General features: G+C 46.8%; 10 protein-coding genes and 1 tRNA gene. 10 read left to right on the top strand and 1 reads right to left on the bottom strand.

Going from position 1 to position 12,685, the window contains the following annotated elements; all coding sequences use genetic code 11:
- The first annotated feature begins 55 nt into the window (after positions 1-55).
- The 10 genes from deoC (at position 56) to J2S20_RS01055 (ending at position 12,373) form a co-directional block, all read left to right on the top strand.
- On the top strand, positions 56-751 hold the full coding sequence (deoC, locus tag J2S20_RS01100; protein WP_307252129.1) for a deoxyribose-phosphate aldolase: 696 nt from the start codon (positions 56-58) through the stop codon (positions 749-751).
- Between the two features lie 58 nt (positions 752-809).
- On the top strand, positions 810-2,015 hold the full coding sequence (locus tag J2S20_RS01095; RefSeq protein ID WP_307252127.1) for a phosphopentomutase: 1,206 nt from the start codon (positions 810-812) through the stop codon (positions 2,013-2,015).
- A 32-nt stretch (positions 2,016-2,047) separates the two neighbouring features.
- A complete protein-coding gene (locus J2S20_RS01090) occupies positions 2,048-5,221 on the top strand; it encodes a sigma 54-interacting transcriptional regulator (RefSeq protein ID WP_307252125.1) in 3,174 nt (1,057 codons plus the stop codon).
- Between the two features lie 265 nt (positions 5,222-5,486).
- Entirely contained in the window at positions 5,487-6,680 is a 1,194-nt protein-coding gene (locus J2S20_RS01085; RefSeq protein ID WP_307252123.1) for a CaiB/BaiF CoA transferase family protein, read from the top strand.
- Positions 6,681-7,589, top strand: a complete 909-nt coding sequence (locus J2S20_RS01080) for a hydroxymethylglutaryl-CoA lyase (protein WP_307252121.1) — start codon at positions 6,681-6,683, stop codon at positions 7,587-7,589. It begins immediately after the preceding gene.
- A gap of 104 nt (positions 7,590-7,693) precedes the next feature.
- Positions 7,694-8,803, top strand: coding sequence for a TRAP transporter substrate-binding protein (locus J2S20_RS01075; RefSeq protein WP_307252119.1), 1,110 nt, complete (start codon positions 7,694-7,696; stop codon positions 8,801-8,803).
- Positions 8,804-8,950: 147 nt separating this feature from the next.
- Entirely contained in the window at positions 8,951-9,490 is a 540-nt protein-coding gene (locus J2S20_RS01070; RefSeq protein ID WP_307252117.1) for a TRAP transporter small permease, read from the top strand.
- Positions 9,491-9,492: 2 nt separating this feature from the next.
- A complete protein-coding gene (locus J2S20_RS01065; RefSeq protein WP_307252115.1) occupies positions 9,493-10,815 on the top strand; it encodes a TRAP transporter large permease in 1,323 nt (440 codons plus the stop codon).
- A gap of 149 nt (positions 10,816-10,964) precedes the next feature.
- Positions 10,965-11,261, top strand: coding sequence for a VOC family protein (locus J2S20_RS01060; protein ID WP_307252113.1), 297 nt, complete (start codon positions 10,965-10,967; stop codon positions 11,259-11,261).
- A gap of 41 nt (positions 11,262-11,302) precedes the next feature.
- Positions 11,303-12,373 (top strand): tartrate dehydrogenase, encoded by a 1,071-nt coding sequence (locus J2S20_RS01055; protein ID WP_307252111.1) that lies wholly within the window; start codon positions 11,303-11,305, stop codon positions 12,371-12,373.
- Between the two features lie 160 nt (positions 12,374-12,533).
- On the opposite strand, the gene J2S20_RS01050 is transcribed toward J2S20_RS01055, so the two are convergent.
- A tRNA-Gln gene (locus J2S20_RS01050) sits at positions 12,534-12,606 on the bottom strand.
- Positions 12,607-12,685 lie beyond the last annotated feature (79 nt).

Here is a 12,685-nt window from a genome sequence, read left to right as displayed (position 1 = left end):
ATTCCGGCGCCCAGAGAAGTAGAAAATATTCAGAGAGTGTAGAGAGAGGGGAGAAATGACCGAGAGAGAACAGAGAATTCTGGCACATGTGGATCACACACTTTTAAAGCCGGAGGCACGCTGGGAGGAAGTACAGGTGCTCTGCGACGACGCGATCCGCTATGGAACGGCGTCCGTTTGTATCAGTCCCTGTTATGTGAAGCAGGCGCGGGCCTATGTCGGAGAGCAAATGCGGATCTGCACTGTGGTTGGCTTTCCGAGCGGGGCCATGACAACAAAGGCGAAGCTGTTTGAAGCGGAGGAGGCTCTGCAAAACGGTGCGGAAGAGATTGATATGGTGATTCACATCGGAGCGCTGAAGGCAGGGAAGCTCTCGGAGGTTGAGGAGGAGCTCCGGGCGCTCCGCAGGGTTTGCATGGGTAAGATACTGAAGGTGATCATAGAAACCTGTCTGCTCACGGAGCAGGAAAAGATTGCAGCCTGCCGCATTGTTACAGCGGCGGGAGCGGACTATATCAAGACCTCCACGGGTTTTTCCACCGGAGGTGCGACGAGAGAGGACATTAAGCTGTTCCGGGATCATGTCGGAAAAGACGTGAAGATCAAGGCGGCCGGAGGAATCAGCTCTCTGGGGGATGCGGAGGCTTTTCTGGCACTGGGGGCGGATCGGCTGGGAACCAGCCGGATTGTGAAGCTCGTCAGGGAGCAGGATATAGAGGCAAATCGCTGTTATTATGATAAAAGGCTGTGATGGTAAAAGCACAGGAGGAGCATGCAGCACAGGCTCACCTGTCAGAGGTGGAGGTAAAATGAAGAGATACAGACGTATATTTCTGATTGTACTGGATTCTCTCGGAATCGGCGGGGCAAAGGACGCAGCGGATTTTGGAGATGCAGGGGCGGACACGCTGGGGCATATTGCGGAGCGTGCAGGAGTGCTGGACATTCCGAATCTTCAGAAGCTTGGAATGGTGAACTTGAAGCCGCTTGATGGAATCGCTGCGAGCGAGAGGCCGCTCGGCCGTTACTGTGCGCTGAATGAGCAGAGCCGCGGCAAGGATACGATGACCGGTCACTGGGAGATGATGGGTATTTACACGGAGAAGCCCTTTGTCACCTTTACGGAGCACGGCTTTCCTCCGGAGCTCATTGCAGAGCTGTCCAGACGCACCGGCAGAGAGATCATCGGAAACAAGGCAGCCAGCGGGACTGTGATCCTGGATGAGCTTGGCGAGCAGGAGATTCAGGAGGGAAAGCTCATTGTGTATACCTCCGCGGATTCTGTACTGCAGATCTGCGGCAATGAGGAGACAATGGGTCTGGAAACCCTGTATCGCTACTGCGAGATCGCACGAGAGCTGACGATGCGCGACGAGTGGAAGGTGGGGCGTGTGATTGCGCGTCCCTATGTCGGAAAGAGACGCGGAGAGTTCAGACGCACGGCGAACCGGCACGACTATGCGTTGAAGCCGCCGAAGCCCACTGCACTGAATGCACTCCAGGAAGCCGGACTTGCGACGATCTCTGTCGGAAAGATCCGGGATATTTTTGACGGCAGTGGGATTGGAGAGGCGCAGCATTCAGAGAGCAGTGTCCATGGCATGGAGCAGACGACAGAGCTCTGCCGGAGCAGGGAGTTTGAGGGGCTGTGCTTTGTGAATCTCGTGGATTTTGATGCCCTCTGGGGACACAGACGTGACCCGCTCGGCTATGCGCGGGAGATAGAGCGCTTTGATGAGAAGCTGGGACAGCTGATACCGCTCCTTGGGGAGGCGGATCTCCTGCTTCTCACCGCGGATCATGGCAATGATCCGACCTGGCATGGCACAGATCACACGAGAGAGCAGGTACCGCTGATTGCATATTCCCCATCCTTTGCGGAGGGAAGCGGTGGGAGACTTCCGGATGCAGAGAGCTTTGCCGTACTGGGAGCGACGATCTGCGATAACTTCGGCGTGAGGATGCCGGAAGGGACAATAGGAAGATCCAGGCTAAAAGAAGTGGGGAGAAGGTGAACGGAGAGCTGAGTTAAGGAGAGGAATGCCGGATGAACAGAGCGAGATTGGAACAGAAGGAACAGCTGAAGGTATATATGAGCTCCCGCCAGGTGGAAAGTCTTCAAGTGCTTGCAATGAGCACACAGAATCTGGAAAAGTTTATCTCTGAGGAGCAGATGATCAACCCGATGCTGGAGCTTCCTGAAAATGGCATAGAGGCGGAGATGGCTGAGAATACTCCTTCTATTCTGTTGTCGCAACATCAGTACAATAAAGAAAGAACAGACGTGTCGTCTTTGCTGGAAAATATTCCGGAAAAAAAATCGGAAAGTCTGGAAGATTATCTCATAGCACAACTGCCTGTCAATGAACTGGACTCAAAGCAGTACAAACTCTGTAAAAAGATTATTCGGTATCTGGACAGAGATACGGGATTTTTGCCTGAGATGACAAAAACGCTCTTAAACGAATGGAATGTGGACGCTGAAGAGCTGGAATCGGCAATTCGCCTTATTCGCACTTTAGATCCAGCGGGTGTCTGTGCCTATGATATGCGGGACTGTTTTAAACTGCAGCTGGAAAGGCGGGGAGTTACGGACAGGATCCCGTATGAAATAATTGATGATTATCTGAAGGAATTGGCAGAAAGAAAGTTTTCCGGCATTTCGCGTCACATGAAGATCAGTACAGCCAGAGTTCGGGAAGCCTATGTATTGATACAAAGTCTGTCTCCGCATCCCACAGAAAATTTTAATGGGAGCGAAACGCAGTATATCGTACCGGATGTCATAGCAGAGTATGAAAATCAGGTGTGGGTGCTGCGTTTTCTGCGTCCGGCAGCGGTCATGGTTCGACTGAACCACGAGTATATTCGGCTGGCAAAAGAGGCGGAGGACACAGAGACTATCAACTATTTCGCGAATAAAATCCACAGGGCGAGACAGCTCGCAGCGGCTGTGCAGCAGAGAGAAGATACAATAAAGGCACTTTTGTATTATGCGCTGGAAGAACAGAAAGAATATGCTTTAGGGAACGGAGCCAAACGAAAATTGCAGCAAAAGACTATAGCAGAGCGCTTGGGCGTGCATCCTTCGACGATCAATCGGGCGCTTAAGGATAAGTATATCAAAGTTCCGATCGGCATTATCCCTATGAAAGGATTATTCAGCAACCGTGAGAATACCACAGTTGTAGAGAGCAATCAAAGATTGAAGGAGAGAGAGAAGAAAGTGATTGAAGAAGTGCCATCTGTTGATTCCAAAGGAAAGGTTTCAGAAATATGTCTGATTGCACCAACGGAAAAGATGCTTGAATTAAATCAGTCGGTGTGTAGGATGTATGGGAAGAAGGTCACTGCCTGCATTGCGTCTCTGCCGGATGCTGCACAGGTAGTGCATAAGCTTCAGCAGCGGGGAGCAAAAATTTTTATCAGTCGAAAAGGAACCAAAAAAAAGATAGAAGAAAAATGTCATGTTCCTGTGATTGATGTGGGTTTAAATCTTTCCGACTATGTTCCACTGATGGAACAGGCTGCGAGAGTGAAAGGAAAGGTGGCTTTTTTTTCTTATGGACTGGTGCCGGAAGACGTCCGAAGCATGTGCTATCTGATGGAGATTGATGCACTCTTCTATTCTTTTTACAAGATCTCGCAGTGCGATAGTATAGTCAGAAAAGCGATCCATGAGGGTGCTGTACTGGGGATTGGAGGCGCCAATACAGCACCTCCCTCAGAAAAGTATGGATTGGAGCATTTAATTGTAGAGAATTCACCGCAATCCCTGCTGGCTGCAATTGAGTCTGCGGAGCAGATGCTGCATTTACAGAAGGAGGAGGCAAAAAAACAGGAAGAGTTAAAGATATTGCTGCAGAGATATGATCTTGCCTTAAACTTCACGCACGATGCCATATTTGCGGTGGATCAGGCTGGTAAGATAGAAGTGATGAATGGTGCCGCAGAAAAAATAGCGGAGTGCAAGCGGGAAAACGCTGTTGGAAAGACTCTGTGGGAGATCATCTCAGATACACGCGTTAAGACGGTATTACAGGATGGCAAGAGACAGCTGAACAGTATTATGAAGCATGGAAACACAACGCTCCTGTCAAATCTGGTTCCTATTATTGTAGATGGCCAGATACATGGAGCATTAGCGGCATATCAGGATGTGCATGTGCTGCAAAAGCACGAGCAAAAATTGCGCATACAGCTGTCAGAGAAGGGCCTGGTAGCCAAGTACCATTTCAGCGATATTATCGGAGATTCCACCAGGATGCGCAGCGCGGTGCGCATGGCAGAAAAATTTGCGTGCTCAGATGCGACGATTCTCCTGCATGGTGAGACAGGAACCGGAAAAGAGCTGTTTGCGCAGAGTATACACAGTGCAAGTGAGAGAGCGGAGGGGCCCTTTGTAGCGGTAAACTGTGGATCTCTGCCAAAAGATATTTTGGAAGCAGAACTTTTTGGATATGAGGAGGGGGCCTTCACCGGAGCCAGCAAGGGCGGGAAAATGGGTCTGTTTGAAATGGCGCATGGTGGAACTATTTTTCTTGATGAAATAGGAGAGATGCCTCTGGGGACACAGGTTCAGCTTCTGCGTGTGCTGCAGGAGAGAGAAATCCGACGACTGGGAAGTGACCGAGTGACTCCGGTCAATATTCGCGTAATAGCTGCAACAAATCGTGACTTATTAAAAGAAATAAGAGAAGGGAATTTTCGTCAGGATCTGTTCTTTCGGATTAATGTCTTAAGTATAGAAATCCCTCCGCTCCGGGAGCGCAGAGAAGATATTGCCCCTATCTGTGAGTATTTGTTAGAAAAACTTATGCCATGTGGGGAGGAGGAGCGTCAGCTGATTCGAAGCGTGCTGGATATGCGAAAAAATTATGCCTGGCCGGGAAATGTGCGCCAGTTGAGCAATCTGGCTGAACGCCTGTATATTTTATGTTCTCAGGGAGAAGACAGGGAGTTTATCCGAAATGTCTTGAATATATTTTCCATGGAAACAACGCAAAATCTGCCGGAAAAAATGATGGAAGACGATGTTGCAACAGAGCAAAATGTTTTGAAGGTCGAAGGAAAGAGCAGTTTTCACGAGAGAGAAAGAAATAAACTTCTGAGAGTTCTGAATGAGAACAATTTTGCAATGAATAAATCCGCACAGATACTTGAGATGAATCGGAGTACGCTTTGGAGAAAAATGAAAAAATATGGAATTACAAAAGAGTGAAGCGGCATGTTGTTGCAATTAAATGCAACTGTTTCAAATAAATGCAACACAATAACACAATAAGCAACAAATTAAGGCAACATGGACTCATGCAAATATAAAGCCTGGGTCTTTTTTTGTTGAAATTAAGAACGGCAAATCATATCAGAACAGGGGAATAAAGAAAAAACACGAAAAAACTGAAAAAAAAGGAGGGAAATTGCTTATTAGTAAAGTGAGAGGAGTTCTCAGAGAACTCTGCATGAGAAAGAGAGGGAAGTGCAACATGGCAAAGGGATTGCTGGACGGAGTCGTCGTTTTAGATCTCACAAGAGTTCTTGCGGGACCGTACTGCGGCATGCTGCTGGCTGATATGGGCGCTACAGTGTACAAGATTGAAGTTCCCGGAAAAGGAGATGATAGCCGGGCATTTGGACCATTTAAAAATGGAGAGTCGGTCTACTATATGAATTTTAACAGGGATAAGATCGGCTGCACTCTGAATCTGAAAGCAGAAGAAGGAAAAGAAATCTTTCGGGAAATGGTTAAAAAGGCCGATATTGTGATCGAAAATTATCGACCGGGGACAATGGAAAAACTTGGTCTGGGTTATGATACCTTGCGCGAAATCAATCCGGGGATAGTATATGGAGCGGTTTCGGGCTTTGGTCATACAGGACCTTATTCCAGGCGTGCAGGCTATGATATCGTGGGGCAGGCTGCCGGTGGTCTTATGAGCACTACAGGTTGGCCGGGAGGGGCACCGACCAGAACCGGAACACCTATGGGAGATGTCCTTGGCGGCTTGAGTGTTACGATCGGCGTGCTGGCGGCATTGCACAATAAGCAGAGAACAGGGTTTGGAGACAAGGTGGATGTGGCTCTGGTGGATTCGGTAGTCTCTTCGATGACCAATATTAATATGATCTATCTGGCAGAGGGCAGAGTTCCACAGAGAATCGGAAATAGATATGAATCTACATATCCCTACGATTCCTTTACCTGCAAGGATGGCGATGTCATTATTGCCGCCGGAAATGATAAGCTCTATGGATTGCTTTGCAGAGAGATGGGGCGGCCGGATCTGATAGAGGATGAGAGATTCCTTCATGTCAAAGACAGAGTGGCCAATCACGAGGCAATGAAGGCAGAGGTTGAAAAGTGGACGAAGAAGTTGACACTTGATGAAGTGGTGGACAAACTTAATAGCTGCGGCTGCCCCTCAACACCGATTAATACTCTGGACAGAGTCGTTGCAGACCCGCAGATCGCGGGCGCAAGAAATATGTTTGTGGAGATGGATCATCCGATTGCCGGCAGAATGAAGCTTACAAACAATCAGCTGAGATTTACAAATCATCCGGCCGATCCACGCACTCCGGCTCCGACCTTGGGGCAGGACAATAAAAAAGTCTACTGTGAGTTTTTGGGTTATAGTCCGGAGAGATTAGCAGAACTTATGGAAAAGAAGGTGATATAAATGGATAAAAAAATTGAACTGATTGAAGTGGGACCACGCGACGGATTTCAAAATTTGAAAGAATATCTTCCGGCAGAGAAAAAAATAGAAGTGATTGAGGGATTAATCGACGCTGGTGTGCGTCATATGCAAATCACCAGCTTTGTCAGTCCGAAGGCAATTCCACAGATGAAGGATGCAAAAGAGATTGCATCTGTTATTTTAAAAAAATATCCGGATCTGGATCTGTTTGCATTGATTCCAAACTATCGCGGTGCGCAGACAGCGGTGGAGGTTGGAATGAAGAAGGTGACCAATGTGATTTCTTTGAGTACGAGTCACAATAAGGCAAACATCAACCGCACACATGATGAGAGTTTCGACGAGCTGGAGAAAATAAAAAAAGAGTTTCCCATGCTGGAGGTCTGCCTAGATGTTGCAACTGCGTTTGGCTGTCCCTTTGAAGGAAAATATTATGATGTCAAACCGCTGCTTGCCTTTGAAAAGAGAGCTTATGATCTTGGCATCCGGACTATGACTCTCTGCGATACCGTTGGTATGGCAGACCCCAGACAGGTGAGAGAATTTGTTACAGCCTCCAAAGAAACTTTCCCGGATGTACGTTTTGAGATCCACATTCATGATACCCGTGGAATGGGGGTAGTCAATACGCTGGCAGGTATAGAAGCGGGAGCAGACGGAGTGCAGTCCACGCTGGGCGGACTGGGGGGGTGCCCATTTGCACCGGGCGCCTCGGGAAATACGGCGACAGAAGATCTGGTCCTGATGTTAAATGAAATGGGATATGACACGGGAATTGATTTTGATAAAATTGTTACGTTGGCCAAAAAGGAATATGTAGAAATCGAAGGGAATTACAGTGGAGCCAATTTACATGTAGATAGGAGTTTACATAGTTGCATCTGCTGAAAAAGATATTCATTTCAAATCTGAGTTTTTAAGCAGCCCGCGGATCCCCGCTGCAGAGCTGCTGATGAAACGCTGGGGAATATTAATGACAGGAGAGAAAGAATATGAAAAAAAGTTTTGCGAGACGTTTGTTGGCAGTAGCAACGGCAGTGGTAACAACAGCAGCTATGACAGCTTGTGGAGGAAGCTCTGCCGGTAGCAGCGCCCCCGAGACGACGGCATCGGCCGTGTCAGAGAGCAGCACCGCTGCTGCGACAGCAGACAAGGGAGATCTGCCGGACGCTTCGGGAGATTCACCTGTCACATTTCAGGTGACAAATACTCACTCAGGAGCAAAGATTCAGGATGAAACAATGGACATGCTGATTAAGCTTGCGGATGAGTACTCCGGAGGAAGTATCAAGGGAACCAAGATCGCTGCAGGCTCTCTTGGAGGAGAGCGTGAAGAGACAGAGATGATCCAGCTTGGAACTCTGGAGTGCGGCCTGATATCTGATATGGGGATTGATTCCGCAATAGGTGGTCTTGGCTGGGCCTGGCTCCCGTTCATGCTCCCGACCTATGATATGGTTGATGAGTACTATATCAATGGTTGGATTGGTGAAGAGCTCACGAAGCAGATGGCTGCACAGGGCATTGTGAGGGTCGCAGCAACGGAAAATGCTTATCGCGAGTGTGGAAATGTCAAGAAGCCAATTAAATCCATTGAGGATTTTAATGGCTTAAAGATTCGCGTGCCGGAGACGAAAGCCTGCCAGGATTTCTATGCTGCGATTGGAGCAATTCCGGCGGCAATTGCCACTTCAGAAACGCTTGCGGCACTCGAGCAGGGAACCGTGGATGGAGTAGACAACTCTATTTCCAATATGGATTCCATGGGTGTTATGGAAGATCTTAAGTACATAACGATGATGAATTATATGTATTCCGGCGCATCCATCGTAGTCTCTGAGGATTTTTGGAATGGAATGACGGAGGCACAGCAGGTCTGCTTTAAGAAGGCCGCAGACGAAGCTGGTGCTTATATGAGGACAGAAATGCGTGAAGCAGAGGATGAAATCCTTGCAAAGTACGATTTTGAAGTGGAAAGAATTGATGAATCCAGTGATCTGTATAAGACCCTGAAAGAAAAGGCTACGGAGCTCTGGGATAATTACAAGTCAGAGTATCCGGCAGAAATCATGGATAAGATTATGAAGGATTTCGCGGTATAACAGACCTCTGGTTTTGGCAATGCAATTGGAGAGGCCGAGGGTATAGCTATTGTTGCGTGGGAAAAGCGGTGAAAAGTTTTGCCGCTTTTCCGCATGTACGATAGGGACCTGAACGTTTGCTGGATGAAAAATGAAGGGAAGAAAAGTATGACCAAAGAAAAAAATTCAATAGGGACGATCAGGTCTTTGGAGCATGGACTGGTCAAAGTTGAAGATACATTCCTGTGTGTCTCTCTGGTTGTCCTGACAGTAAGTATTTTGATACAGATTGTGGGTAGATATATACTGAAAGTTTCTACCCCATGGTGCGAAGAGCTGGCTCGCTATCTTTTTATTGCCCTGACTTATGTGGGATCCGGGCGCGCGTTTATCAACAATGGACATATCAATATTGATCTGATGGATACTTTGATTGAAAAATATTCTGGGAATCCGAAGAAAACGCTGACGGCATTTAATCGCTTTTCTGCGATTCTGACTCAAGTTTTTATTGTTTCCTTTACAGTGATTTATATTTCTTATTTGAGCTCTATTGCAAAGCGTCCACAGGAATCTGCTAGTATGCATATCAATATGTTGATTCCCATGAGTTTTGTCTTGATAGGCCTGATATTAATGGTGTTACACTGTGCCTGCCGCTTGTTTTATGACTATGAAGCTGTACCGACCGAACAGGAGGAGGAATGACTATGAATAATCCTATGATTTTGCTGGGAATCTTTCTCCTGTTTTTCCTTGGAATGGCGATGTTCTGCAAAATGCCGGTGGCATATTCAATAGGAACCGCTACTTTAATGGTTATCATTACTGCCGGAATTAAGACAAAAGCCATGGGGACAGTGGCATTCTCAGGCCTTGACAGTTTCCCACTGCTCTCAGTTCCACTTTTCATCTATGCAGGTGCTATTATGCAGCACTCTGGAATTGCTAATTCATTGATTAATTTTATAGACTCAATTGTCGGACGTGTGCGCGGTTCTCTTGGAGCAATTACGATCCTTGCTTCAGCGGCATTTGGTGTTTTGACCGGATCTTGTATGGCGACGATTAGCTGTATAGGCGGAATTATGATTCCGGAAATGAAAAAGAAGGGATACAGTGACAGCTACTGCGCTGCACTGGCGGCAGCATCCAGCTTTCTGGGGATACTGATTCCTCCTTCTGTTCCGGGCATTATGTATGGGCTCTGTGCATCTGCAAGTATTTCAGCTGTTTGGCTCAGCACTGTCGGTCCGGCAATCTTATGTATTGTTTTCTTTATGCTGATCAATTATTTTAAGCAGGGAAAGAAAGAGACGAAGGACACCAGTGCCTTGACATTAAATCTTTATGTTGGTAATGTCGGAAAATCTTTTGTAAAATCTATCCCTGCGCTGATTATGCCGGTTATTATTTTTGGCGGTATCTATGGCGGGATTTTTACCGCTACTGAGGCGGGAGCGGCTGCTGTAGCATACGGGCTGCTGTTTTACTTTGTAAAGTTTGTGACGCAAAAAGAGGAACTGGACTGCGGATTTTTTAAGATGACAGTTGATTCAGCGGTAGCAACAGCAACGATCTCTCTTCTGATTGGAATGTCCAATTGCTCCGGAAGAATTATATCAATGATTGGTATTGCGGAGGCCATCAAGGCATTTGTTACTGCGCATGTATCCAGCGTGTTTTTGTTCCTGATTTTTGCAAATATTGTTTTTTTGATTTGTGGTATGCTGATTGATATCAATGCGGCGATTTTGTTGATTGTGCCGCTGCTTCTTCCTACAGCAACTGCCATGGGGCTGGATACGATTCATTTTGGCGCTATTATCCTGGTTAATCTGAGTGTGGGCTTCATCACCCCTCCATTTTGTTCCTCTGTGTTTATGGCACAGAAAATATCGGGAGCGCGCTATGTTGAAATTGTTCAGGATGTGCTGCCGTTTGTGTTCGCAAGCCTGATCGTAGTTATTCTGACTACCTATGTCCCTGCTATCTCTACTTTTATTCCGAATTTGGCGGCAGGGAAGATATAACTGCTGATTGATAAACCGGGCTTAATGCCCGGTTTCTTTAGAAACAGCAGGGATTGGAGCTAAGATGAAGATAAGCCACTTGGATCACCTTGTGATTACAACCAATCAGTTGAAAAATATAGTTCATTTTTATACCGATGTATGTAGGGATGACACTGGAATGCAGCAACGGGAAATATGCGGTAAAGTTTGGCAATCAAAAAATAAATTTTTATTCCGGAAAGGGAGAGTTTGTACCATTTGCGGCGGCGCCAACTGAGGGCAGTGCAGACATTTGTCTGATTGCGGAAGGAAAAATTGGTGATATTAAAAATGAAATTTTGGCAAAGGGCTGTCCCATTGGAGTTGGATCTTGCCAGAGGCGGGGGGCAACAGGCATAATAAACAGTGTTTATATAAGAGATCCGGATAAGAATTTGATTGAAATCAGTACCTATGAGAAATGAGGACTGTAAAGCAGATCCGGGTACTTGAATAGGAGCGAAATATGAATCAATATAGAATAGCAGTCATTCCGGGAGATGGGATAGGTCCAGAGGTGATGACTGAGAATGTCAGAATATTGCAGACAGTTGCGGCTATAGACCGGAGCTTTTCCTTTGAATTCCAGACCTTTTCCTGGGGATGTCAATACTATTTACAGACAGGAAAGATGATGCCTGAGGATGGAATGGAACAACTGCGAAGTTTTGATGCGATTCTTCTCGGCGCAGTAGGATATCCGGGAGTACCAGATCATATCTCTCTGCGGGAGCTCCTGCTGAAAATACGTCATGATTTTGATGAATATATTAACCTTCGTCCGGTCAGACTTTTAAAGGGAGCGCCATGTCCTCTGAAGGCGGAGAATACTCAGAATATTGATATGATTTTTGTGCGGGAAAACAGTGAGGGGGAATATAGCGGACAGGGTGCGTGGCTGTATAAGAACTCACCGCAGGAAGTTGTGATTCAGCACGGAGTGTTCTCAAGAAAAGGTACAGAGCGAGTCATACGTTATGCGTACGAGCTGGCAAGAAAAGAACGTAAAACGCTCACCAGCATCAGCAAGGCCAATGCGCTCAACTATTCCATGGTTTTCTGGGATCAGATATTTGAGGAACTCGGAAAAGAGTATCCGGATGTTAAGACATCAAAGCTCTTAGTGGATGCGGCAGCAATGTTTATGGTAAAAGATCCGAAAAGGTTCCAGATTGTGGTGACTTCCAATCTGTTCGGAGACATATTGACAGATCTGGGAGCGGCTATTGCCGGGGGGATGGGACTGGCAGCCGGAGCCAATATCAATCCTGAGCACAAGTATCCGTCTATGTTTGAGCCAATACATGGTTCTGCGCCGGACATTGCGGGGAGAGGGATTGCAAATCCTCTGGCAGCGATATGGTCCGCCTCACAGTTGCTTGACTTCCTGGGATATGAGGAATGGGGAGCCAGAATTGTTGATGCGATCGAAAAGATGCTTGCAGAGAAGCATGCTCTCACACCTGATCTGGGGGGAAGTGCCAGTACTTCTGAATGTGGCAAGGCGTTAGCCGGTATATTGAAACAATTATCTTAAAAGCAGTGGATCTTGGATTGAATATACCCGGTTGGAATGAGTCCAACCGGGAGTTGTTTTATTGACTTTATATCTTCTGTGGCGCAGACAGTAAATTTGATATCTTGCAGTTATATATTTTTTCGCACAAAAAGACCAGCTCTTCAGCTGGTCTTAAAAGCTGGGCTACAAGGATTCGAACCTTGAAAATGACGGAGTCAGAGTCCGTTGCCTTACCATTTGGCGATAGCCCAATTACAACAACGAATGTATTATATCCTGTTCATTCGTTGTTGTCAATTATTTTTTGCGTTACAGAACATTTTTATCCGC

Origin of the sequence: Moryella indoligenes (genome assembly GCF_030812885.1) — a bacterium.
In the GTDB taxonomy this organism is placed as follows: Bacteria; Bacillota; Clostridia; order Lachnospirales; family Lachnospiraceae; genus Moryella; species Moryella indoligenes.
The sequence above is the reverse complement of the archived record's forward strand: the minus strand, read 5'-3'. Positions and strand labels throughout refer to the sequence as shown.

Coding starts and splice junctions, on each gene's coding strand:
- deoC (WP_307252129.1), top strand. CDS start 56: ATGACCGAGAGAGAACAGAGAATTCTGGCACATGTGGATCACACACTT.
- J2S20_RS01095 (WP_307252127.1), top strand. CDS start 810: ATGAAGAGATACAGACGTATATTTCTGATTGTACTGGATTCTCTCGGA.
- J2S20_RS01090 (WP_307252125.1), top strand. CDS start 2,048: ATGAACAGAGCGAGATTGGAACAGAAGGAACAGCTGAAGGTATATATG.
- J2S20_RS01085 (WP_307252123.1), top strand. CDS start 5,487: ATGGCAAAGGGATTGCTGGACGGAGTCGTCGTTTTAGATCTCACAAGA.
- J2S20_RS01080 (WP_307252121.1), top strand. CDS start 6,681: ATGGATAAAAAAATTGAACTGATTGAAGTGGGACCACGCGACGGATTT.
- J2S20_RS01075 (WP_307252119.1), top strand. CDS start 7,694: ATGAAAAAAAGTTTTGCGAGACGTTTGTTGGCAGTAGCAACGGCAGTG.
- J2S20_RS01070 (WP_307252117.1), top strand. CDS start 8,951: ATGACCAAAGAAAAAAATTCAATAGGGACGATCAGGTCTTTGGAGCAT.
- J2S20_RS01065 (WP_307252115.1), top strand. CDS start 9,493: ATGAATAATCCTATGATTTTGCTGGGAATCTTTCTCCTGTTTTTCCTT.
- J2S20_RS01060 (WP_307252113.1), top strand. CDS start 10,965: ATGACACTGGAATGCAGCAACGGGAAATATGCGGTAAAGTTTGGCAAT.
- J2S20_RS01055 (WP_307252111.1), top strand. CDS start 11,303: ATGAATCAATATAGAATAGCAGTCATTCCGGGAGATGGGATAGGTCCA.